This window comes from Streptosporangium sp. NPDC050855, assembly GCF_044456585.1.
Taxonomy (GTDB): Bacteria; Actinomycetota; Actinomycetes; order Streptosporangiales; family Streptosporangiaceae; genus Streptosporangium; species Streptosporangium longisporum.
This window is the reverse complement of record NZ_JBITFY010000002.1, coordinates 45,981-69,241: the sequence shown is the minus strand read 5'-3', so window position 1 is coordinate 69,241 and position 23,261 is coordinate 45,981. Positions and strand designations below refer to the sequence as shown.

At 73.2% G+C, this 23,261-nt stretch carries 19 protein-coding genes and 1 tRNA gene; 7 read left to right on the top strand and 13 right to left on the bottom strand.

Annotation, left to right across the window (positions count from 1 at the left end; translation table 11 throughout):
• Nucleotides 1–7: 7 nt before the first annotated feature.
• Complete coding sequence (locus ACIBCT_RS05395) at nt 8–589, top strand: superoxide dismutase family protein (RefSeq protein WP_399186162.1); 582 nt, start codon at nt 8–10, stop codon at nt 587–589.
• Nucleotides 590–854: 265 nt separating this feature from the next.
• Here the strand turns inward: ACIBCT_RS05395 and ACIBCT_RS05390 are convergent, their stop codons facing one another.
• The 3 genes from ACIBCT_RS05390 to ACIBCT_RS05380 all read right to left on the bottom strand — a co-directional run bounded on the left by ACIBCT_RS05390 (nt 855) and on the right by ACIBCT_RS05380 (nt 4,613).
• Nucleotides 855–1,841, bottom strand: a complete 987-nt coding sequence (locus ACIBCT_RS05390) for a pirin family protein (protein ID WP_399186161.1) — start codon at nt 1,839–1,841, stop codon at nt 855–857.
• A gap of 195 nt (nt 1,842–2,036) precedes the next feature.
• Nucleotides 2,037–3,527 carry a serine hydrolase gene (locus ACIBCT_RS05385; RefSeq protein WP_399186160.1) on the bottom strand — a complete coding sequence of 497 codons (1,491 nt, stop codon included), beginning with the start codon at nt 3,525–3,527 and terminating at the stop codon, nt 2,037–2,039.
• Nucleotides 3,528–3,764: 237 nt separating this feature from the next.
• On the bottom strand, nt 3,765–4,613 hold the full coding sequence (locus ACIBCT_RS05380) for a spermidine synthase (RefSeq protein WP_399186159.1): 849 nt from the start codon (nt 4,611–4,613) through the stop codon (nt 3,765–3,767).
• A gap of 182 nt (nt 4,614–4,795) precedes the next feature.
• Here ACIBCT_RS05380 and ACIBCT_RS05375 point away from each other — a divergent pair, with 182 nt between their 5' ends.
• A complete protein-coding gene (locus tag ACIBCT_RS05375; protein WP_399186158.1) occupies nt 4,796–5,467 on the top strand; it encodes a hemolysin III family protein in 672 nt (223 codons plus the stop codon).
• Nucleotides 5,468–5,857: 390 nt separating this feature from the next.
• A complete protein-coding gene (gene lat / locus ACIBCT_RS05370; RefSeq protein WP_399186157.1) occupies nt 5,858–7,156 on the top strand; it encodes an L-lysine 6-transaminase in 1,299 nt (432 codons plus the stop codon).
• Here lat and ACIBCT_RS05365 read toward each other — a convergent pair.
• The 8 genes from ACIBCT_RS05365 to ACIBCT_RS05330 form a co-directional block, all read right to left on the bottom strand.
• Complete coding sequence (locus ACIBCT_RS05365) at nt 7,153–7,419, bottom strand: helix-turn-helix transcriptional regulator (protein WP_344895094.1); 267 nt, start codon at nt 7,417–7,419, stop codon at nt 7,153–7,155. The genes lat and ACIBCT_RS05365 overlap by 4 nt on opposite strands.
• Before the next feature lie 157 nt (nt 7,420–7,576).
• Nucleotides 7,577–7,652, bottom strand: a tRNA-His gene (locus ACIBCT_RS05360).
• 76 nt (nt 7,653–7,728) lie between these two features.
• Nucleotides 7,729–8,331 (bottom strand): oligoribonuclease, encoded by a 603-nt coding sequence (gene orn / locus ACIBCT_RS05355; RefSeq protein WP_399186156.1) that lies wholly within the window; start codon nt 8,329–8,331, stop codon nt 7,729–7,731.
• 23 nt (nt 8,332–8,354) lie between these two features.
• Entirely contained in the window at nt 8,355–9,770 is a 1,416-nt protein-coding gene (locus tag ACIBCT_RS05350) for a DUF2510 domain-containing protein (protein ID WP_399186155.1), read from the bottom strand.
• Between the two features lie 57 nt (nt 9,771–9,827).
• Nucleotides 9,828–11,327 (bottom strand): hypothetical protein, encoded by a 1,500-nt coding sequence (locus ACIBCT_RS05345; protein ID WP_399186154.1) that lies wholly within the window; start codon nt 11,325–11,327, stop codon nt 9,828–9,830.
• 31 nt (nt 11,328–11,358) lie between these two features.
• Nucleotides 11,359–13,062 carry a serine/threonine-protein kinase gene (locus ACIBCT_RS05340; protein ID WP_399186153.1) on the bottom strand — a complete coding sequence of 568 codons (1,704 nt, stop codon included), beginning with the start codon at nt 13,060–13,062 and terminating at the stop codon, nt 11,359–11,361.
• Between the two features lie 119 nt (nt 13,063–13,181).
• A complete protein-coding gene (locus ACIBCT_RS05335) occupies nt 13,182–15,140 on the bottom strand; it encodes a protein kinase (protein WP_399186152.1) in 1,959 nt (652 codons plus the stop codon).
• A gap of 83 nt (nt 15,141–15,223) precedes the next feature.
• A complete protein-coding gene (locus tag ACIBCT_RS05330) occupies nt 15,224–15,868 on the bottom strand; it encodes a pyridoxamine 5'-phosphate oxidase family protein (RefSeq protein WP_399186151.1) in 645 nt (214 codons plus the stop codon).
• A 67-nt stretch (nt 15,869–15,935) separates the two neighbouring features.
• Between ACIBCT_RS05330 and ACIBCT_RS05325 the strand changes: the two genes are divergently transcribed.
• Nucleotides 15,936–17,555, top strand: coding sequence for a PLP-dependent aminotransferase family protein (locus ACIBCT_RS05325; protein WP_399186150.1), 1,620 nt, complete (start codon nt 15,936–15,938; stop codon nt 17,553–17,555).
• Nucleotides 17,556–17,561: 6 nt separating this feature from the next.
• Here the strand turns inward: ACIBCT_RS05325 and ACIBCT_RS05320 are convergent, their stop codons facing one another.
• The gene (locus tag ACIBCT_RS05320) at nt 17,562–18,644 is read right to left on the bottom strand and encodes a GNAT family N-acetyltransferase (protein ID WP_399186149.1); all 1,083 of its coding nucleotides are present in this window, start codon (nt 18,642–18,644) and stop codon (nt 17,562–17,564) included.
• Between the two features lie 198 nt (nt 18,645–18,842).
• Between ACIBCT_RS05320 and ACIBCT_RS05315 the strand changes: the two genes are divergently transcribed.
• The 3 genes from ACIBCT_RS05315 (at nt 18,843) to ACIBCT_RS05305 (ending at nt 21,981) form a co-directional block, all read left to right on the top strand.
• Nucleotides 18,843–19,868, top strand: a complete 1,026-nt coding sequence (locus ACIBCT_RS05315; protein WP_399186148.1) for a phosphotransferase family protein — start codon at nt 18,843–18,845, stop codon at nt 19,866–19,868.
• A gap of 220 nt (nt 19,869–20,088) precedes the next feature.
• A complete protein-coding gene (locus ACIBCT_RS05310) occupies nt 20,089–21,471 on the top strand; it encodes a xylan 1,4-beta-xylosidase (RefSeq protein ID WP_399186147.1) in 1,383 nt (460 codons plus the stop codon).
• Between the two features lie 117 nt (nt 21,472–21,588).
• A complete protein-coding gene (locus tag ACIBCT_RS05305) occupies nt 21,589–21,981 on the top strand; it encodes a VOC family protein (RefSeq protein WP_399186146.1) in 393 nt (130 codons plus the stop codon).
• A gap of 4 nt (nt 21,982–21,985) precedes the next feature.
• Here ACIBCT_RS05305 and ACIBCT_RS05300 read toward each other — a convergent pair whose 3' ends face one another.
• Nucleotides 21,986–23,254, bottom strand: coding sequence for a DUF418 domain-containing protein (locus ACIBCT_RS05300; RefSeq protein ID WP_399186145.1), 1,269 nt, complete (start codon nt 23,252–23,254; stop codon nt 21,986–21,988).
• Between the last annotated feature and the right edge of the window lie 7 nt (nt 23,255–23,261).

Here is a 23,261-nt window from a genome sequence, read left to right as displayed (position 1 = left end):
GATCATTGTGCGCACCCTGGGAGTTCTCGTCGCCGCCCTCCTGCTCTGCGCGGGCTGCGGCGATCAGGTCGACGCGCAGCACCCTGCCGGGCATCGCTCCGGCGCGAGCGCGAGCGGCGCGACCGACGCCGGGATCCGTCTCGCCGGGGGCGGCACGCTCACCGCCCCGGCGCAGCGCGCCTCCGCGATCGTCTACGACACGGCGCTGGTGCCCGCGGGGGCCGAGGTCACGGTCACCGCGGAGTCGGGGGCGGTGCTCTCCACCTCCACGGTCACCGCCAAGGGCATGCTCCCGGCGCGCGCCTACGGGGTGCACCTGCACGTCAATCCGTGCGGCCCCGAGCCGGACGACGCCGGGCCGCACTACCGGCACGCCCACACCCACGCGAGCGCCGAGAACGAGGTCTGGCTCGACTTCACCACCGACGCCCGCGGCGGCGCCACCGCCACCGCCACCCAGGACTGGGCGTTCAGTCCCGGACGGCCGCCCCGGTCCCTGGTGATCCACGCCGAGCCGACCCGTACCGCGGGCGCCGAGGCCGGCAACGCGGGTCCCCGGGTCGCCTGCGTCACCCTCGTCCAACGCTGAGACCCCGGCGCCAAGACCTCAACGCCGAGGCTTCAATGCTGAGACCCCGGCGTCGGGACTTCAGTGCCGAGACTTCAACGCCAAGACTTCAATGCCGAGGCCCGGCACCGGAAACCGGTGCCGGGCCTCGTTGTTCGATTCGGATGTCCTAGGGTTCGGACGTGTTCCGGTTCGAATGTGTCCTGGTTCGAATGTGTCCTGGTCCGGACGCGCCGGATTCGGACGCGCCTGGTCCGGGCGCCCGGGATCCGGGTGGCGTCCGGGGTCAGGCGTGACCGGCGGGGATGCTGCCGAGGCGGCCCGCCTGGTAGTCCTCGAACGCCTTGACGAGCTCCTCCTGGGTGTTCATCACGAACGGCCCGTAGTGCGCGACCGGCTCGCCGATCGGCAGGCCGCCGAGCACGATGACCTCCAGGTTGGGGCTGCGGCCGTCCTGGGTTCCCGCCGCGGCGAGCGTGACGGTCTCCCCGTCGGTGCCCAGCCCCGGAAGGGTGCCGAAGCCCTCGAAGACGGCCAGCTGGCCCGACTCGATCGGCTGCCGGTCGGCTCCGACGCCGCCGCGGCCGGACAGGACGTACGCGAGCGCGTTGAAGTCCTTGCGCCAGGGGAGCGTCAGCCGCGAGCCGGGGCTGAGCGAGGCGTGCAGCAGGGTGATCGGCGTCCGGGTGGAGCCGGGGCCGGTGAACCCGGCGACCTCGCCCGCGATCAGGCGGACCAGCGCCCCGCCGTCGTGGCTGCTCAGCAGGACGACGTTGCTCCGGCCGATGTCCTGGTACGCGGGCGCGACCATCTTCTCGCGGCCCGGCAGGTTGACCCAGAGCTGGATCCCGTGGAACAGGCCGCCCTTGTTCACCAGCCACTCCGGCGGGGCCTCCCGGTGCAGGATGCCGCCACCGGCCGTCATCCACTGGGTGTCGCCGTCGGAGATCGTGCCTCCGCCGCCGTGCGAGTCGGCGTGCTCCATCACCCCGTCGATCATGTAGGTGACGGTCTCGAAGCCCCGGTGCGGGTGCCAGGGGGTGCCCTTGGGCTCGCCCGGCGCGTAGTCGACCTCGCCCATCTGGTCCATCATGATGAACGGGTCCAGGTACTGCGGCCTGATCGTCGCCAGTGCCTTGCGGACCGGGAAGCCCTCTCCCTCGAATCCGCTCGGGGCGGTGGTCACGGCCAGCACCTGACGCTCGCGGACCGCGTCGAGCGGCTGCGGCAGGCGGGGCAGGGTCAGCGGGTTCTCTACGGTCACGGCGGGCATCTCGGGTTCCTTCCTCGGTGTTCGCCCGTGACAACTCAGTTGATGTTTCAACTATTCCTTGGCGAAAGAGGCCGTGGCACCGGGATGCCACGGCCTCGAAGAACGATCATGATCGGCGGGGTGCGCGACCCGGCCCGTATCAGCCGGGGAAGGGGTCCGGGGAGGGGCCCGTCGCGGAGGAGGAACCGCGGGAGGTCACTCGTCGTCGGCCAGGGCGAAACCGCCCCGGCTCAGCGAGATCAGCTCGGCGGCGACCACCTGCTCGTCCAGCGCGGCACCGGGGTCGGAGGCGAACACGGTGACGACGTGGGTCCTCCCCGAGGCCGAGCGGGCCGCGTACGACAGGTTCAGCACGCCCACCTCGGAACCGCCCTTGGCCCAGACCGCGGGCCACTTCTTCCGGTCGAGCTTCAGCCCGAGGTCGTTGACCGACATGATCTCGCCGACCCGCCCGCTCTTCGAGCGGAGCAGGCCCGCGTAGGCGCGGCAGACGTCGCGGGGCGAGCCGAACCACTCCAGCGTGTCGATCTCCCTGGGCCTCTCCCAGAGCGTGATGTCCGAGAGCGACTGCTTCGCGACCGTGTTCGCCAGGTAGGCACGCCGGCCCGCGGCGTCCAGCGCCAGGTAGGTGCGGGCCTGGTCGGGGTGGTTCACGCCCTTGAGCAGGAAGGCCTCGCGGGTGGTGAGGAAGGGGGTGTTCCGCCCGGCGTGACCCGACCAGCGACGTACCGTTGCCTCCACGGCCTTGCGGCCGACCGTGTGGATCAGGACGTCGGTGGCGGTGTTGTCGCTGATGGAGATCATCAGCTTGGCGGCCTCGCTGACCGTGACGGTGCTGCCGTCCGGGCGGGTCGTCAGCCCGTCCTCGCCCAGGCTCTTCCACTCGGGCCTGATCGTGATCTTGGTGTTCCAGCTCAGCCCGCCGTCACGGATCTTCTCGGCCACGGCGCCCAGCACGTACAGCTTGAAGACCGACCCCAGTGGCCGGACCGTGTCCGGCGCCACGGCGTGCGCGACGTCGCACCTGCCCCGGGAGTCGATCTCCGCGGCCAGGAGGCCGGTCCGCGGGGCGACCTTGCGGAGCCGGGCGTCGAGCTGCTTCCAGGTCCGCGGTGCGGCGGGCACGGAGGGGGCCGGAGGGGTGACCCCGGCCAGGTTGATCCTTCCGTCGCCGTCCACGCCGAGCTGGACGACGAAGTCCTTCTCGCCGATCCTCCCGGCCCCGGCCAGCGACGACGGCGTGACCCTGGTCAGTCTCTCCAGGCGGAACCCCTTCGCCGCCTTCAGGAAGGCGTTGACGCCGTCGAGGGTCAGCGAGGAGAGGTAACCGGCGTTGAAGTGCTCCCGCAGCTCGTGCTCGGCCACGGGCGCCCGATCCGTCGCGCCGAGGAACCAGCGCAGCTGCCGTCCCGCCGGGCTGTCCGGGATCTTCGGCTCGGCGCCGGTCGTCACGGCCGGTACGACGGTGCGGGACGCGACGGTGCCGGAGGAGAGGGTGCCGGATGCGACGGTACCGGACGAGAGGGTGCCGGGTACGACCGCGCCGGGTGCGGTTCGGGCGGACGCGGCGGCCGCGGGGGCGACGACGGCGGGGGCGGCGGCCGCGGGCAGGGCCGTCACCGGTACGACGGCGGCGACGGCGATGGCGAGGGCCGGCAGACGCTTCGATCGGGACGGTGACCGCATCAGGTGCTCCTTCGGACGTTCTCCTGCGTCGCGGCAACCTCCCCGGTGATCTCCCCGCGAAACCCGCGAAACCGTACGCCGCACCGGGACCCGGCCCGTTCCCCTCCCCGGCCGGAAGGGGGACCACCTGGGCGAACGGCCCGTTGGTCGCCATGGTCCGGTTCACCGTACGTACCCCGGAAATCGGGTGTGGCCGTGTCCCTCCGGCCGAGTCGTTCCCCGCGGCGGGCCGTTCCGTCAGCCGAAGACCGCGGGCGGGGGGACGGGGATGAGGACGGCGTCGCCGTCGTTCAGCGGCCTGGCTCCGGCGATGAACCGGACGACGTCCTCGCCGTCCACGCAGCGGGCCTGGGTGAGGCCGCCCGCGGCCCTGCGGGTCAGGCCGGACACGGGCAGCGGCACGCGGGAGGCGGCGACGATGAGGTTGCCGAAGCGGCGCCCGCGCAGCACGCCGGGCTCGGCGAGCAGCACCACCTGCGGGAACGCGTCGCGGACGGTGGCCAGCACCCGGCGGGTGAAGGCCAGCCCCTTGCCGTCGGCGACGTTGATCAGCACGGTGCCGGCCGGGCGCAGGACGCGGGCGACGTCCCGCATGTACTCGGAGGTGGCCAGCTCGATCGGCATCGTGGCACCGCTGAAGGCGTCCAGCACGAGCAGGTCGGCGAAGTCGTCCTCAAGACCGGCGGTGGCGGTACGGCCGTCGAGGATCCTGACCTTCAGCCGGGGCACCGACTTGAGCCTGAGGTGGTCCCGGACGAGCTGGACGAGCCCGGCGTCGGGCTCGGCGACGATCTGCCGGGACCCCGGCCGGGTCGCCGCGACGTAGCGGGGCAGCGTGCAGGCGCAGCCGCCGACGTGCACGACGTCCAGCGGCCCCTCGTCCAGCAGGTCGATCACGTGGGCCATCAGCCGGACGTACTCGAAGTCGAGGTAGACGGGGTCGTCCAGGTCGACGTAGGACTGCGGCACGCCGTCCTTGGAGATCACCCAGCCGGAGGACCGGTCGAGGTCCTGCAGCAGGTCGACCTCGCCGAACGTCACCGGGTACCGTCCCGGCATCGGCGCGCGCGCTTCCCGTCCGGTCATCGGCCCGTTCCTCTCGTCCTGGTGTGCGCCGGCCCTTCCCGGGGAGCCCGGGGGAGGCCACGCAGGAAACCGTATGCTCGCCCGGGAGTGAACGGTGACGGTGAGGCCGGGCCTGCCGGCACGGGAGCCGGTGTAGGAAGGATCACAACCTACGATCACGTAACTTACGCTAGCGTAGGTTCATGGCCACCATCACGGAAAGGCTCGCTCCCGCCGAGTCCGTCAAGCCTCGCCTGCGCGGCTGGCTGCACGCCGGGGCGCTGCCCGTGGCGCTCGTCGCGGGCTTCGTCCTCGTCGCGCTGGGACCCACCCTGCAGGCCCGGCTCGCCGCCGCGATCTACGCGATCACCTCCGGGCTGCTCTTCGGCATCTCGGCGACCTACCACCGGGGCACGCTCTCCCCGCGGCTGGAGGAGGTGCTGCGCCGTCTCGACCACGCCAACATCTACCTGATCATCGCGGGCACCTACACGCCGTTCGCGCTGCTCGCCCTGGACGGTCCCGCCGCCGCGGTGGTGCTCGGCGTGGTCTGGACGGGCGCGATCGCGGGGGTGCTCTTCCGCGTGCTGTGGACCGGCGCCCCCCGCTGGCTCTCGACCGCGCTCTACATCGGCCTCGGCTGGACGGCCGTGTTCGTGCTCCCCCAGCTCCTGGAGGGGGCCGGGGTCGTCGCGGTCGCCCTGATCTTCGTCGGCGGGGTGCTCTACACGGCGGGCGGCATCGTGTACGGCATGCGCCGCCCCGACCCCTCCCCGCGCTGGTTCGGCTTCCACGAGGTCTTCCACGCCTTCACCGTCGCCGCCTACCTGGTCCAGTACGCGGGCGTCTCGCTGGTCGTCTACGCGGCGGTGTGACCCCCGGGGGGCGTGTCCTACGAGCGACGGCCGTCCGTCTTGATACGAAATATCGGAATTTGGCCGGGTGATGGTCTCGCCGGGGAAGAGGGCCGGGAAGAGAACGGTCACCGGCGGACCCGCGACCGGGCGCCGAAGGGCGTACCGCCGGAGCTCGTGCCGCCGGGACACCTGCCGTCGGGACACCTGCCGTAGGGACACCTACTGCCGGGATGCCCACCGCCGGGATGCCCACCGCCGGGACGCCTGCCGCCGGGGCGCCATCCGGACACCGCGCGCCCCGCCGACAGGTCCGGGAGAATCTTCGCCGGATGCGGTTCGAGTACGTAATGTTTCCGGGTACATGTCACTGAAGCGGGGGATCGTCTTTCCGGTGGCCCTGGAGGGGACATGGACGTGCACGACCGTCTGGCCCGTCATCTGCTCGTGGACGGCTACCGGCTGGTGCTGGATCTGGACCGGAGCCGGGGAGCCCGGCTCGTGGACGCCCGTACCGGCCGGAGCTATCTGGACTTCTACAGCTTCTTCGCCTCCGCCCCGCTCGGGGTGAACCCGTTCGACGACGATCCGGAGTTCCTGGCGCTCCTCGGCAGGGTCGCGGCCAACAAGCCCGCCAACTCCGACCTGTACACCGCCCACCTCGCGGACTTCGCCGACACCTTCGCCCGCGTCCTCGGCGACCCCGACCTGCCGCACCTGTTCTTCGTGGAGGGCGGCGCCCTGGCCGTGGAGAACGCGTTGAAGTGCGCCTTCGACTGGAAGAGCCGCCTGAACGAGTCGCGGGGGCTCGGCCGGGAGCTCGGCACCCGGGTGCTCCATCTCACCCGGGCCTTCCACGGGCGCAGCGGCTACACGCTCTCGCTGACCAACACCGACCCGGTCAAGACCGACCGCTTCCCGGCGTTCGACTGGCCCAGGATCGCGGTGCCCGCCGTCCACCTCGGCGACGTCGAGGCGGCCGAGGAGAGGTCGCTGGCCGCGGCGCGGGCGGCCTTCGAGCGCCATCCCCACGACATCGCCTGCTTCATCGCCGAACCCGTCCAGGGCGAGGGGGGCGACAACCACATGCGGCCGGAGTTCCTGCTGGCCATGGAACGGCTCTGCCACGAGCACGACGCCCTGTTCGTCCTGGACGAGGTGCAGACCGGTGGCGGGACCACCGGCACCCCGTGGGCGTACCAGCAGCTGGGACTGCGGCCCGACGTGGTGGCCTTCGCCAAGAAGATCCAGGTGGGCGGGATCATGGCGGGCCGCAGGGTGGACACGGTGCCCGGCAACGTGTTCGAGACCAGCGGCAGGATCAACTCCACCTGGGGCGGCGGGCTGGTCGACATGGTCCGCTCCCGCAGGATCCTGGAGATCATCGAACGCGACGGCCTGATCCCGCGGGCGGGCAGGCTCGGCGCCGAGCTGCTCGGCACGCTGCGGGAGATCCAGGCGCGCTTTCCCGGCCTGGTGGAGAACGCCCGCGGGCGCGGCCTGATGTGCGCCTTCGACCTGCCGGACGCCGCCGAGCGCGACCTGCTGGTGGCCAGGCTCAGGAACGAGGAGGGCGTGCTGGTGCTGCCCTGCGGTGAACGTTCGGTACGGCTGCGGCCCGCGCTCTCGATCACCTCCGAGGAACTGGGGGAGGGCACGTCCGCCATCGCCCACGCCCTGGAGAGCTCCCGTTGCCGGCTGCCGGCCTAGGCCTCCCCCTCCCGGAGGGCGTCGGCCGGGCAGGGGGTCCTCTCCCGCCACATGTCGATCGCGGCCCCCCGCGAGTCGGCGCCGAGTTTGGCGTAGATGCGGTTCACATGGTTCTTCACGGTCTTCTCACTGAGGAACAGGTGCTGCGCGATCTGCCCGTTGGAGCGGCCCGTCGCGATCAGTTCCATGACCTCGGCCTCACGCCTGCTCAAACCCGCCGCGACGCTGGGTCCTGCGTCGAACGGGGCGTCGTCGACTCTCATCCGGCCTCCGTGGCTGCAAACACGGTCAGGTCGCCGAAACCCCCGGTTCTTACGGCGTAGCGATAGCAGCGAGCATAACCCGTAATATCCATTTTTAGGGGGTAAGTGAGGACCGGGAAATGCGGAACGGCCGGTCCCTGGGGACCGGCCGTTCTCGTGGGGTGAGCGAGGGGACTTGAACCCCCGGCATCTAGGACCACAACCTAGCGCTCTGCCAACTGAGCTACGCCCACCATCGCCGCCGTGGCAGCACATGAAAAGTGTAGCGGTCTTTGGGAGTCGTTTCGTACCGGGTTTCGCGTGAACCGCTCAGGAGTCGCCGGTGGACACGTCCTCGGCCAGCCGCCGCGCGGCGGCGGAATCCGGGCCCGGCTGGGGTACGAAGACCGCCGCGCGGTAGTAGCGCAACTCCCGGATGCTCTCGACGATGTCCGCGAGCGCCCGATGGCCGCCCTGCTTCTCGGGCGAGGCGAAGTAGACCCGCGGGTACCAGCGCCGGGCCAGCTCCTTCACCGACGAGACGTCGATCATCCGGTAGTGCAGGAACGCGTCCACCGCCGGCATGTCCCGGGACAGGAAGGAGCGGTCCGTGGAGATGGAGTTCCCGCACAGCGGGGCCTTCTTCGGCTCCCGGACGTGGCCCTTGATGTAGTCGAGCACCAGGGACTCGGCCTCGGCCAGCGTGACCCCGCTCCCCAGCGCCTCCAGCAGGCCGGACGCGGTGTGCATCTCGCGCACCACGTCCGACATCTGCTCCAGGGACTCGGGCGGCGGCTTGATGACCACGTCCACCCCCTCGTCGAGCCGGTTGAGCTCACCGTCGGTGACCACGCAGGCCACCTCGACGAGCGCGTCCCGGCCGAGGTCGAGCCCGGTCATCTCACAGTCGATCCAGACCAGCAGGTCACTCATAGCCCTCAGGGTAGTCCCCACTCTCACGACATCCTGAACGACTTGATCACCTTGTCGACCACCGAGGTGTCGAGATTGTCCGGTACGGAGATGTAGACCAGCGCCGGGCGCTCGTTCTGGCCCCGGTCGACGATGACGAACGCGGCCCGCTCGCTCTTCCACTTCCAGTCGTTGGCCTCGGCCTCGTCGGAGAAGTCGAGGTCGAACTCCAGCAACCAGGCGTCCCTGCCGTCCACCTTGATCGCCTTGTCCTCGATGATCTTCCGGGTGTGCGGGGGCGTGTAGAAGGCCGGTTCGATGATCTGCAGCAGCGTCGCGGCGGTCGAGCGCATGCTGGCGGGCCCCTGGTAGCCGTACGGCGAGGGGAGCTCGGCGGTCATGACGTTGCCGAGCCAGTCACCGCCCTGGCCGTTGTAGTTCTCCTGGGCGACGGCCACGACCGCGCTGGTCCAGGTGAACCCGAGCCCGCCGCCGACGTTCGGCGGCACCTTCCAGGGACCCTCCGGCACCTCGTACGACAGGCCGGTCACCGGATCCGTGACGCGCCCGTCCACGGGCTCGGGCAGCGCGGCACCCCGCGAGGCCGACGGGTCCGGGCTCGGCTCCAGGCTGGGTTCGGGGGAGGGCTCCCGCGTCGCCGAAGGGGGCGGCGTGTACGGGGGGACGGACGGGCTCGCCACGTTCCTGTTGGACGGGTCGAGCAGGTACATCGCGGCGACCACCAGCACGACGACGAGGACCAGCACGCCGCCACCGCCCAGGATCCACGGGAGCGGGCCGCGCTTGCGCGGAGGCGGCCCCGCCGGGTAGGTCCCGAAGGGCGGCAGGGGCATCTGCGCGGTGCCGTTGGGCGGGCCGCCCCACGCCGGTCCCTGGGGGCCGCCCTGCGCCTGGTGCTGGACGGGCTGCCGGTCCCACGGTCCCCCGGGCCCGGCCTGCCCGGCGGGACCCGTCCCGTACGGCGCCCCCGGAGCTCCCGGCGCTCCGGGTCCGCCCGGTCCCGCCCAGACCGGCCCGGGACCGGTTCCCCCCGGCCCACCAGGTCCGTTCGGCCCACCGGGTCCGCCCGGTCCCGCCCAGACGGGTCCCGGTCCGGTGCCGCCCTGTCCCGGCAGCGCGGGTCCCTGACCGCCCGGCCCACCGGGTCCCTGACCGCCGGGACCCTGACCGCCCGGTCCCGGCATCGCGGATCCCGGGCCGGTGGCTCCCGGTCCGGCGGGGCCTCCCGGCCCTCCCTGCCCGGAGAACGGCCCGGTCCGCCCGGGGCCGGTGTGATGCTGCTGGGGGGAGGGGCCCGTCTGCGGCCCCTGGGGACCGTCCTGCCCGGCGGAGGCGTCCGCCTGATGGGTGGCGTCGGTCCACTGGCTACCGTCCCACCACCGCAGCAGCGGCGAGCCGTAGGGATCGGGATACCAGCCGGATGGGATCTGCGTGGTCATGGCCGCCAGAGTAGTAAGAACGGCTTTGTGCTGCATTGTGGACCTTGCGGTCCCCCGTCAACATTCATAGGTGAAACTGGCCCTGTCCTGGATCTTCCCGGTCGCGGGGGTGGGGGAGAGCAGCAGCAGGGTGGCGGTTCCCCGGAAGTCCCCCTCGCCCTTGACCGTCCAGTCCAGGACCACCTCGTGCGAGGTCGTCCCGGCCGCGAGCCGGTCGCTCTGCACGATCGGCTTCTTGCGGTCGCTGCGTTTCCACTGGTAGCGGACCTCTCCCGCCGAGCCGTTGGTGGTCAGGACGCCGACGATACGGATCTTGGCGTCGCATCCCTGCGTCCCCTCCGGGGCGCTGACGCTGACCCCCGTCACCTCCAGCGGCGTCGCCGGGCCACGGAACAGCCAGAGCGCCAGCGCCGCCACGACCATCAGCGCGAGGATCACCGAGGCGAGGACCGTACGGCCGCGACGCCGCCGTTCGCGAGGGGCCGCGACGGCCCTGAGCCTCTCGGCGGGGGGCTGGGTCTGCTGGAGGTCCCGGCCGGCCCGCCAGAGCTGGGCGGCCGTGGTCTCCGAGGGCACCCCCGGGCCGAACCGCATGACCACGTCCTCGCTCCGCTCCGCGCCGGGCGGCCGTTCCGGGGACGGCGGGCCGTGCCGCTCCGCCTCGCCCGGGACGCGCAGCAGGGTGACGATCTCCCCCTCGTCCGGTACGGACACCGGATACTCGGGCGCCGGGTATCCCGGTACCGGCTGGCCGGTCGCCGGATGCCCCGGTGACCGATGCCCGGGATCCGCCCGCCCGGAGGCCGGGCGCCCGGCCTCCAGCGCCGACCAGCGGTGCAGGGCCTGTACGAGCCGGTCGCGGGTGGCGAACCCGGGCGGCAGCACCTCACGTCCGGCGACCAGGGCGTCGCGGGCGGGGGCGAGCCCGCGGGCGGAGGCCCTGGCCGCCACCCGCTCCAGCAGCCGGGCCCCCTCCGGATCGTCCGAGGCCCAGCCGGCGGCCAGCCCGCGGGCGAGCGACGCCCAGGCCGCCACGTCCCGCTCCGGCAGGGACGGCCTGCCGGACAGCGCGTCGGCCAGACCCCGCTTCGCGAGCAGCGCCGACCCGTCCGAGGCGATCACCACGGTGCCCGGGTGGAACTCGCCGTGGGCCAGACCGGCGGCGTGCAGGGCCAGCAGCGCCTGCGCCGTCTCCACCAGCACGGTGGCCGCGCTGCCCGCGTCGGGGGCCGGTGCCCCCGGCACGCCGGACAACAGGTCGCCCAGCGTCGGCACGACCGGCAGGGACGTGATCAGCCACACCTCGCCCCGGGCCATGAGCAGGTCGGCGACCGGGACCAGGCCGTTCGGGCCGCCCTGCGCGAGCCTGCGGTCGGCGACCACGGCCGCGACCAGCCGCTCACGCGCCGCGGGGTCGGCGACCGACCGCGGGTCGAACCTGAGCGCGCTCCCCGGCCTCCCGTCGGCCGAGACGACCGACGACCAGACCCCGAGGTCGTCGGCCCGGCTACGACCGGTCAGCCGGAAGCCGCCGAGGTCTCCCGGTCCGGTGCTCATGCTCGGCTCATGGTCGTGCTCGATCTCCCGCCTACCGGCGTCTCCGGTGCCGTCCCGCCATGCCACGCCCGACCACCAGTGTGAACGGTACGGCGCCGCTCGTCACCAGGCCCAGCGCGAGGAACGCCGCAGGCGCCGTCTCGAGCGGCGAGGGCGAGGAGGTGAGCCCGACGCCTCCGGTGGGGGTGGTCGTCGTGGTGGGGTCGGGACTGGAGCCGCCGGTCTCGGTGGGGGTGCTCGTCGGCTGTGTCCGGGTCGGGGAGTTCGTCGGGCGCGGAGAGTCCGGCGTGGCGGACGGCTGCCTGGTCGTCGGCGTGCCCGGACCGGGGTCGCCCAGGGTGGCGTCCTCCTCCGGCGTGGGCTCCTCCTCCGGGGCGGGCGCGGCGGTCGGGCGGGTGGTCGCCCGCCTGGTCGGGCGGGTGGTGGGCCGGGTGGTCGGGCGGGCGGTGCGCGTCGCCGACGGGCCGGTAGTGGTGGCCGGTTCGGCGACCGGCGGCAGGGCCGCGGTGGAGGTGGTGCTCGGGGACGGCGTCGGATCGGCCGTGTCCTCGGCCGGAGGCTCCTCGACCGGTTCCTCGGTCTCCTCCGCGGGAACGACCGTCTCGGCCGGGGACGGGCTCTGCGTCGTGACGGAACTCTGCGACTTGACCTCGGTGGGGTCGCCCGAGCGCACCAGGAACGTGGCCAGCCCGCCGATCACCGCCACGCAGCCGACCCCGACGAGGATCTTCACGCCCAGCCTGCGGATCGAGGAGGACCCCTCCGAACGGTCGGCGTCGTCGTAGTCGCGGTCGTGGTCGCCGTCGCCGAGCTCGGTCATGGCCAGCGAGGAGTCGGCGCCCGGAGGTGGCGGCGCGTCCAGCGGGAACAGCGCCGCCAGCAGCCCGGCCATCGCGGCCAGGCGGTGCCGTCCGCGCTCCTGCCAGTCCGGCCCGTACGACTCGGCGGCCACGGCCTCCAGCTCGGTCAGGAAGGCGGCGGCGGTCGGCGGCCGGTCGGCGGGGTGCTTGGCCAGGCCGCGCTCGACCAGGCCGCGCAGGCCCGCGGGCACCTCCTCGATCGGAGGGGGCGCGGTCTGGTGCTGGCGGGCCAGCGCGGCGATGTTCGTGGCCCGGTAGGGCCGGGTGCCGGTGAGGCACTCGAAGAACACCACGGTGGCCGCGTAGACGTCGGTGGCGGGCCCCGCGGGCCCGCCCATCCACTGCTCGGGCGCCATGTACGGCGGCGTCCCGGCCGGGAGGTCGTCGTCGCCCGAGCGGACCGCGATGCCGAAGTCGACGAGCTTGCTCGCCCCGTCGGCCTCCACCATCACGTTCTCGGGCTTGAAGTCGCGGTGCACCACCCGCGCGGAGTGCGCGGCGGCCAGCCCCAGGAGCGAGCCCTTGAGGACGACCAGCGCCGCCTCCGGGCCGGTCGGCCCCTCCGAGCGCAGCAGCGCCCGCAGGGCGACCCCGTCGACCAGCTCCATGACGATGGCGGCGCCCTCGCCGGTCTCGACGTAGTCGTAGAGCCGGACCGAGTGCGGGCTGGTCAGCGTGTTGAGCACCCGGGCCTCGTGCCGGAAGCGCGCCACGAAACCGACGTCGCTCCTGAGCTCCTCGGAAAGGTACTTGATGGCCACCATGACGCCGTCGGCGTCGTGACGCGCCATCACCACGCGCCCGGTGGCACCGGCCCCCAGCTCGCGGATCTCGGTATACCCCGGGACTCGCCATGCCGATGGCGTGCCGTACATAACTGGTCTCCTCAGTCGTCGGGCCCCCCACCCACAACAGACGGACCGCAGCTTAGCCACATATAAACATCTTCCACGCCTTATTCACGAATCACTCTCATGGCCGCGGTGCCCGGCGATCAGCCGGTGGAGCCCGCGGACCCCGTCCTCGCTGGGGAGACGACCGAGATCACGGGGCCGGGCCTCGCGTCGCCGGTGGCGCGCGGCCGCGAGGTGGACCGCGACTCCACGGCCGGGCGCGCGGCGGGGGTGAGCACGGCCCCGGGGACGGCACGGGTCGTGCGGCCGGCCGCCGGTTCCGGGACGGGCCCGGGGGCGGGGGAGGTGACCGGGGCCGGTCTCGGCCTGCGCGCCGGCCCGGCGCAGGCGGGCACGGTGCCGCTCGCGGTGCTCGTTACGCCCGAGGGCAGGCCGGTCGCCACCGCGCTCCAGGCGGTCCCGCACACCGACCTCGGGAAGGCGAACGCGACGGCGGGGGTGTAGTCCGTCGCCGCGGACAGCGGCACGACGGTCCTCCGCACGGCCCGGCCCGCGCGGAAGACCACGCGCAGCCGCACCGCGCGGGTGTTCGCGGCCCGTACCGAGACGGAGATCGACGCCGCGCCCCGCGCGTCGACGCCCGCCCGCAGGATCTGCACCCGGCGTACCCGAGCCCGGGACGACCCCGGGGTCGTCGGGGTCGGCGTGGCCGTCGGCGGTGCAGAGGGGGAGGGCGCGGGGGAGGTCGGCGCGGGCGTCCGCGAGGGAGCCGGGGAGGGGGTCGCCGAGGCGGGCGGCGAGGTGGTCGCCCCGCCCGTCGGGGCCGGGGTGCCGGTCTTCCCGGTGGGGGCGCCGGGCGAGGGCGGCGCGGAGGAGGGGAGCGGCCCCGCCGAGGTGGTGGCCCCGGTGGGACCGAGGGGACCCGCCGAGGGCGTGGCCGGGGACGCGGGGGCCGAGGGTGATCCCGGCCCGCCGGAGGGCCCCGCGGTGGACGGCGTCGGGAGCAGGCGGCCGCGCGCGAGCGGGGAGGACGACGCGGGAGGGGCCGCGGCCGGCGCGGCCGCCTGGCGGGACCGGGCCGGACGGTCGGAGGCCAGCGCGTACACCCCGGCGCCGCCCACCACCAGCGCCAGGACGGCGGCGCCCGCCGCCGCACCGGCGGGCCTGCGCCGGAGCGAGTCCAGCACGGTACGGAACAGCGTGGTCCCGGCCGACGGCGCCGGAGGGTCCGCCCCGAGCAGCGCCGGGAACAGCAGCGCCAGCGCGGCCAGCCGGGACCGGCCGCGCTCCTCCCACTCCTCGCCGTAGCCGGCGGTCGCGACGCGCTCCAGCTCGGCGACGAACTCCCGGGCACCGGCCGGCCGGTCCCGGGGATCCTTGGCCATGCCCCTGGCGACCAGCTCCCTGACCTGCTCGGGCACCTCGTCCACCGGGATCGGCGCGGTCAGGTGCCGGTGCATCAGCACCACCCGCTCACCGGCCCGGTAGGGGGGGTGACCGGTCAGGCACTCGAAGAAGACGGCCGTGGCGGCGTAGACGTCCGAGGCGGGGGAGGCCGGCCCGCCCGTCCACTGCTCGGGCGCCATGTACGGCGGGGTGCCCGCCGCCGGGGCGCCCCGCCCCGCCCGCACCGCGATGCCGAAGTCGACGAGCTTGCTGACCCCGTCGCGCCGGACGAGCACGTTCTCCGGCTTGTAGTCGCGGTGCACCAGCCCGGCCCCGTGCGCCGCGGCCAGCCCCAGGAGCGAGCCCTTGAGCACGGCCAGCGCCGCCTCGGGCCCGGTCGAGCCGTGCTCGCGCAGGATCGCGCGCAGGCAGGCGCCGTCCACGGCCTCCATGACGATGGCGGCCCCGAGGGGCGTCTCCACGTACTCGTACAGCCGGGCCACGTTCTCGTCGCCCAGCTCCACCAGCAGCCTGGCCTCCTCGCGGAAGCCCGCCAGGAAGCCCGGCTCCTCCCGGAGGCGCTCGGAAAGGTACTTCACGGCCACCCGGGTGCCCGACTCGTCGTGGCGGGCGAGGACCACCCGCCCGCCGCCGCCGGCGCCGAGCTCGCTCAGCTCGGTGTAGCCGGGCGGTGTCCAGCCGCTGGCCGTCATGACGCCTCCATGGTCCGCGGGGCCGGATGCGGCCCTCGCAGATGGGAGACGCGTGACGCACGGGGCCGGTTGGCCGTCGTCCCTTACCGAACGGGTATGGTTCGGGACGCCACGTGGTCGGGGACGGGCAGGTCGGCCGTCATCGCCGGGTCGGGTTCCGGTGTCCCCCAGGACTGGTGGAGCGGGAGGACCCCGGCCCAGACCGGCAGCGCGTAGTCCTCCTCGTCGTCCAGCGGCGGGCCCTGGCGCACCTTGACCGACGCCTCGGAGAGCGACAGGGCCAGCACCGCGGTCGCGGCGAGCTCCTTGGGGGTCGGCTTGCGGGTGGCGTCCCAGCGGCCCGGGGCGAGCTGCTCGGTGATCGCCCGCAGCGCGGCCAGCCGCTCCTCGGCGTCCTTCACCCGGCGGGGACGGCCGTAGACCATGGCGCAGCGGTAGTTCATCGAGTGGTGGAAGGACGAGCGGGCCAGCACGATGCCGTCCAGGTGGGTCACGGTCACGCAGACCTCCCCCTCCGCCCGCAGCGAGGTGGCGCCGGTCGAACCGTGCAGGTAGAGGGTGTCGCCGATCCGGCCGTAGCCGGTGGGGACGACCATCGGGACGCCTCCGGCCACGACGCCCAGGTGGCAGACCAGCCCGGCGTCGAGCACCGCGTACAGGTCCTCGCGACAGGTGCGGCCCCTGTCCTTGGCGCGGCCGAGGGTGGTGCGGGGAGTCGTAGAGAGCATGGCACTACCCTAGGAAGAAGTGGACATGGACGACACGTCCACTCTCACGCGCTTACAGGAGACCACTTTGCCGCGCCCCGCCGTCGACCTGCCCGTCACCCTGGACCGCGAGGCCGGCAGGCCGCTCGCCGTCCAGCTGGGCGACAGCCTCAGGGACGCCATGCGCGGGGGCGCCCTCGTCTCGGGGGAGCGCCTGCCCTCCAGCCGCGCCCTCGCCCGTCAGCTCGGGGTCAGCCGCACCGTCGTCACCGAGGCCTACCAGCAGCTCTACGCCGAGGGCTGGCTCGACGGCCGGCACGGCTCCGGCACCTATGTGGCCGACGTGATCGTGCCCGCGGCGCCGGTGTCCCCGGTGTCCCCGGGAGTGCTCCCGTCCCCGGCCCCGGCGGGGGATCGTCCCGGCGGCCCCCGGGGTGCCGGAGAGGCGGCGCCGCCCTCCGGGAGCGGGCGCGCCGCCAGGCCCGTGCGGCGGCAGGCCGCGCCCCGGACGGGCGAGGGACGCGTGATCGACCTGCGTCCCGGCATGCCGTGGGTCCACGACTACGACAGGGCCGCCTGGCGCCGGGCCTGGCGCGGCGCGGCCGACCTGCCCCCGGCGATCGACCCCGACCAGCGCGGCCTGCCCCGGCTCCGCGAGGCCCTGGCCGAGCACCTCCGTAGGACCAGGGCCATCCCGGTCGGGCCGTCGGGCGTCATGGTCACCCGGGGCACCGGGAACGGGCTCGACCTGATCGCGGCCACCCTGCTGCGGCCCGGTGACCGCGCCGGTGTCGAGGAACCCGGCTACCGCGTCGCCAGGAACGCCTTCGCCGGACGCGGCGCGCGGGTGGTGCCCTGCCCGGTCGACGACGACGGCGTCATCGTGGAGGCCCTCCCGGACGACCTGCGCCTGCTCTACACCACCCCGGCCCACCAGTACCCGCTCGGCGGACGCCTGCCCGTCGCGCGCCGGGAGCGGTTGCTGGCCTGGGCCCGCCGTACCGGCGCGATCGTGGTGGAGGACGACTACGACGCCGAGTTCCGCTACGACGTCGCCCCGCTGCCCGCCCTGTACGGCCTCGACCCCGGGCGGGTGGTGCTGCTGGGCAGCCTGAGCAAGGCGCTGACCCCCGACATCGGCGTCGGCTGGCTGGTCGCCTCACCGGAGCTGGTCGAGGCCGTCGCCGTCACCCGGGACGACCTGGCCGACCGGACCAGCGGACCGGCCCAGCAGGCGGTGACGATCCTGCTGGAGCGGGGGGACCTGAACCGTCACCTGCGCCGGATGCGGCTGGAGTACGCGCGCCGCCGCGCCACGGTCGTCGACGTCCTCGGACCGGGGGTGACCGGAGAGACCGCGGGCCTGCACGTCCTGGTGGAGCTGCCGGAGCACGTGGTCGCCCCCCTGGTCGAGGCCGCCGCCGCCCACGGCGTGCTGCTGGACTCGCTGGAACGCCACTACCACGGGCCGCCGCTGCGGCACGGCCTGGTCATCGGTTACGGCGCGGAGTCCCCGGCGGAGATCCGGCGGGGCCTGTCACTGGTCGCGGAGCTCGCGGAGCTCGCGAGAGGCACCGGGCACGCGGAGCCCGTGAGACTCGCGGAGCCTCCGGGCCTGCCGGGCCTTGCCGGTCCCGCGAGGCCCACGGAGCCCACGGAGCCCACGGAGCTCGCGGGACCGCGTGGGAACGTTCCCACCCCGCGATGAGGGTCGTCAGGACTGCAGCGACGTCCGGAGCCTGCCGTAGGTCTTCAGGGCGCGGTCGGCGGTCGTGCGCAGCAGCGGGTTCGCCAGGACCGTGCCGCGCGCCTTGCGCACCGGCACCCGGAGCATCCAGTGCACCCCGGCACCGGCGCTCATCCGGGCGACACGGCCCTCGGCGACCTCGTACTCGCCGTTCTTGAGCTTTTCTTTGTACTCCTTCTCGCCGCGGCCCATGTCGATGACCCGGATACCGGCCCCGGCCGCCTTCTCGGCCATGGCCAGGTGGTGGATCAGACCGGGGGAGTACTTCGCGAACGCGGTGTCGTAGGCGGGGAACCAGCCGGCGAGCGTGGTGGCGGTGCGCAGCCCGAAGTGCCCGGCGACCGGCTTCCCGTCCACGTACAGCATGTCCAGGACCCCGCCGAAGTGCTCGGTGTCGGTGGCGAGCAGCCGCTCGACCAGCTCCACGATCCAGGGCTTGGCGAACCGGTCGCTGCGGCCGGTGCGGCGGTACTGCTCGGTCTTCCAGCCGAGCAGGGTGCGCAGCGGCGCCAGGTCGGTGACGGCGTAGTCGTGCCGGAGCGGGCCGACGTCGCGCTGGAGCTTGCGGCTCTTGTAGGCCGTCGAGCGGTACGTCTTGCCGGAGCGCACCTTGATCGTCTCGACGTACGCCTCGAAGCCGTCGCGCAGGTCGATGATGGGCGAGGGGTGCCGCTCGTGTCCGGGCAGCAGCAGCGGCTGACCGGCGATCAGATGGTCGAACTCGAAGACGGCCAGGCCGCACGCCTTGATCAGCATTTGCGGGTCGATCTCCACGTCCTTGGAGTGGATCAGCCCTTGTGCGTCGGTCAGGCCCGCGGCCACCGGCATGCCGATGCCCAGCGGATGACGTTCGAAGGGGAAGAACCCCACCGTGTCCGGCCCGTCGTGCAGGATCGCCACCCGGACGCGCTCCTGCAGGGCGCCGACGGTGACGGTGAACTCGGGCGACAGGAACGGGCTGTCGAAGGCCGGGTCGGCCCCCTGCAGAGTCCGCCACCGGTCGATGTCGGCCGGTCCGAGATCACGGGGCTGAACGATTGAAACGCGCATGAGCTCCTACTGGGGTGTGCGGGTTCCCCTACGTCATCCTGAGAAGGATGCCGCAAGCCCAAGCATGCGGGTAGGCGCGTAATGTAACGATAAAGGACGCGCCGCATGGTGAAGACCCGGGGGAAGGCAACGGTTCGGGATCTCATTGTGCGGGCCCGGCTGGCGCGGCTCGCCCGAGTGGCGTTCTAATTGATGGCCATGAGCACCCCTGGCATCGACCGGTCCCGTCTCGTCGGGTGGATGGCGGCCAACCTCCCCGACCTCGGGGAGCCGGCCGGGATCTCCCTGATCGCCGGGGGCAGGTCGAACCTGACGTACGTCGTCGAGACCCCCGCCCGACGCCTGGTGCTCCGCCGCCCCCCGCTGGGACACGTGCTGCCGACCGCCCACGACATGAGGCGGGAGTGGCGGGTGATCTCGGCGCTCGCGCCGACCGGCGTCCCGGTGCCCGAGCCGGTCGCCTTCTGCGCCGACCCCGACGTGATCGGCGCGCCGTTCTACCTGATGGCGTACGTGGACGGCGCGGCCGTACGGAGCCGCCAGGACGTCCGGGACCTCGGTCCCGGGCAGACCCGGAGGCTGTCGGAGCGGCTGGCCGAGGTGCTCGCCGCGATCCACGCGGTCGACCACGAGCGGGCCGGCCTGGCCGACTTCGGCCGGCCAGAGGGGTACATGGCCCGCCAGCTGGAGCGCTGGGGGCAGCAGTGGGAGCGGTCGAGGACCGCCGAGTCGCCCGCGTGCGACCGCCTGGTGGCCCGGCTGCGCGAGCGGCTGCCCGCGCGCTCGGCCTCGACGCTGGTGCACGGCGACTACCGGCTCGACAACACGCTCGTACGGCTCTCGCCGGATCCGGAGATCCTCGCCGTCGTCGACTGGGAGATGTCCACCCTCGGCGACCCGCTGGCCGATCTCGGCCTCACCCTGACCTACTGGCACGACCCCGGTGACGAGGAACGGGCCTCGATCCCGGTCGCGGGGGACGTCACCGTGGCCCCGGGCTTCCTCACCGCCCGCGAGTTCGCCGCCCACTACGCCCGGGTCTCCGGGGCTGACCTGACCGACCTGGACTTCTACGTCGCCTTCGGCAACTACAAGCTCGCCGTCATCGTGGAGGGCATCCACGCCAGGTTCAGGCAGGGCAAGACCGTCGGCGAGGGCTTCGAGAACATCGGCGCCGCCGTCCCCACCCTCCTCGACCGGGCCCTGCGGGTCCTGGAGGGCTGACCCGCGCGCCCGGCGCCCGTTCGATCACCGGTACGGCGCCGACCGGCGAATCCAGGGGCGGCGGGCACCTACGGTAGAAGTTTCAAGCGTCGCGCAAGCGGCTCTCGATACGCTGGTGAGGCGGTCGGTAACGCTTACCTGTGAACCGGTCCCGGGGGCCGTCACGACCGCCGCCACCGTGGAACGCTACATTCGTTGACCTGCGAGGATCGAGGAACCGGTGATACCGACTAGCGGACGGCACCAGCGACGGCGCCCGGCCTGGCCGGTCGCACTGGGGGCGTTGGTCGTGACGGTGGTGCTCGTGGTGAGCATCATCACCCTGGCGGCCAGGCCCGACGTCCCCCGCGGGCAGAAGATGACCATCCCCCCGTCGCAGGCGGCCCCGACGCTGGAGCAGCCCCCCACCGTCGAGCGGTGGCCGCGCTGGGGCATCACCCATACGCAGTTCAGCGCCGACAACGCGAGCCGCAAGGTCGCCGAGGCGGCCTCGCACGTCCTCAGCCGGGTGCCGTTCCTGCAGAACCAGCACATCATGGGCTGGGGCGCAGGGAACCCCGAACCCGCGCCGGGCAAGAACGACTTCCGCGACCTGGACCGCCGCATCATGTTCATGGCCGACTCCAAGGCCCTTCCGATCATCACGCTCTGCTGCTCGCCCGACTGGATGAAGGGCGGCACCACCGGCCGGACCGACTGGTCGCAGCTGGAGACCGCGCCGCTGCGCGAGCACTTCGACGACTACGCCGAGCTCGCCGCGACCGTGGCCAGGCGCTACCCCACGGTCAAGCACTTCATGGTGTGGAACGAGCTGAAGGGTTTCTGGAACCCGGCCCAGAACCGATGGGACATCGAGGGCTACACCGACTTCTACAACAAGGTCTACACGGCGCTCAAGGCCGTCGACGAGGACATCCAGGTCGGCGGCCCGTACGTGTCGGTGGGCAGCAGCAGCACCCGCCCCGCAGGAGCGGAGCTGCAGGGCCCCTGGGGCAGCATCGACCAGCGCGACCTGGAGGCGATCCAGTACTGGATCCAGAACAAGAAGGGCGCCGACTTCATCGTGGTGGACGGCGCCTCGGTCACCAAGGAGGCCGGGGCCTACCCCGACGAGTTCACCGCTCTCGGCAAGTTCGGCGCCCTCAGCACCTGGCTGCGGCAGAAGAGCGGCGGCCTGCCGGTCTGGTGGGCCGAGTGGTACGTCGAGCCCGCCAGCAGGGACTGGACCGAGGAACGCCGGATCGCCGTCCAGACGGCCGCGATGATGGAGTTCGCCACCAGCGGCGTCACCACCTCGCTCTACTGGAACCCCCAGCTCAAGTCCGCCGGTGACGACGAGCCCTGCCGGGGCTGCCTCTGGGATCCCGACACCGGCGCCGAGCTGCCCATGGCGGGCGTCCTGAGCGGCTTCGCCAAGTGGTTCCCGCTCGGGGTCACGCTGCAGACGGTCGCCTCCTCCGACCCCAGGGTGCGCGTCCTGGCCCAGGAGCGCCAGCTCGTGATGGTCAACACCGCGAACGTGGCCGTGAGCACCGTCGTGGACGGCAGACAGGTGCAGCTGAGGCCGTACGAGGTCAGGTGGAGCGAGCGCGCCGTGGCCTAAGGGGCTCTTCCGGGGCCCCGCCCGGCCTCGCGGGTACGGCCGTCCGGTTCTCCCGGGACGCCGCCCGGCCCCGCGGGTACGGCCGCCCGGCCGCCGGGGGACACTACGATCACCAGGATGAGAGTCGACCTGGTCACGATCGTCGTGGACGACTACGACCCGGCCATCGCGTTCTTCGTCGAGGCCCTGGGGTTCGACCTCGTCGACGACTCGCCCTCGCTGACGAACGACGGCCGCCCGAAGCGCTGGGTCGTCGTGCGCCCGCCCGGCGGGGAGACCGGCATCCTGCTGGCCCGTGCGGACGGTGCGCACCAGGCCGCCGTCGTCGGGAACCAGATCGCCGGCCGGGTGGGCTTCTGCCTGCGGGTGGACGACTTCGACGCGGCCCACGCGCGGATGACGGCGGCCGGGGTCGAGTTCGTGACCGTGCCGCGCACCGAGCCCTACGGCCGGATCGCGGTCTTCACCGACATCGCCGGGAACCGCTGGGACCTGCTCGGCCCCGCCTGAGCCCTCACCCGGTTCCCCGGCCGTCGTCCGGTGCGGAGGACGATCCGAGGGCGGGGGAGACCGGTGGGCGGCCGGGCCGGCGCCAGTTGGTGAACCAGCGCAGCAACCACTCCATCGGCCCGTACCGGTGCCGTCGCAGCCACCACCGGCTCCATGCGGCCTGGACGGCGAAGACCGCGACGCCGATCGACACCGCCGGTAACGGGCCGAGCCGGTCCACCAGGCTCAACCCGTACCCGGTGAAGATCAGTGAGCCGACCAGCGACTGCCCCAGGTAGTTCGTCAGCGCCAGCCTGCCCGGGGGCGCGAGCAGACCGTTCAGGCGCGGCCTGTGCGGGAGCAGCCGCAGCAGGGTGGCGGCGTAGGCGGCGGCCAGCAGCGGCGCGGTGACCAGGTTCACCGACTGCCCGACCATGTGGTACGCCTGCCCCCCGCCCGACCAGGTGGAGTGCGCGTAGACCAGGGCCCCGGCGAGCCCTGCGGTGAACCCCGCCCACTGCAGCCGTCGCAGCGCGGTCGTGTACCCCGACAGGTCGGAGAGCAGCCTCAGCTTGCCCAGGGCCATCCCGACCAGGCAGGCGGCGAGCACCGTGGGCCCCTGGAGGAAGACCCGCAGCAGCAGGATCTTGGCGAGCCGGTGCAGGTGCTCATCGATGATCATGGATGCGGAGCCGTGCAGTGCGCGGTCGGACAGGGCCGCCTCGGTGGCGTTCCCGGAGACCGCCCCGGAGGCGTCCGCGCCCAGCATCGCCAGCCCGGCCAGCAGCAGCACGCCCGCGGCGAGCGCGACCGTCAGCGCCACCGCCGCGATCACCGCGGCGCGCGGGGTGATCCGCCGCACCACCAGCAGGACCAGCCCCACCAGCGCGTACGTGGCCAGGATGTCACCGGGGAACAGCAGGACGCCGTGGGCGACGCCGAGCAGCAGGAGCCCGCCCAGGCGGCGCAGGAACCGGGGTACGAACGGCGTCCCGGCCCGGGCCGCCGAGTCGACCTGGAGGGTGAAGCTGTAGCCGAACAGGAACGCGAAGAGCAGATAGAACTTGTTCTCGAAGAGCACCGAGACGAACCAGCGCGTCCCCCAGTCCAGCGGGGTGGAGAACATCGGCGCGGCCAGCCCCGCCATCCGGTACCCCGAGGCCAGGTAGGTCATGTTGACCACCACGATGCCGAACAGCGCGAAGCCGCGGAGCGCGTCGACCGCCTCGATCCGGCGTCCCGAGACCCGTGCCGGGGCCCCCGCCCCGCCGCCACGGGGTTCCCCTGCGAGCATCCGATTC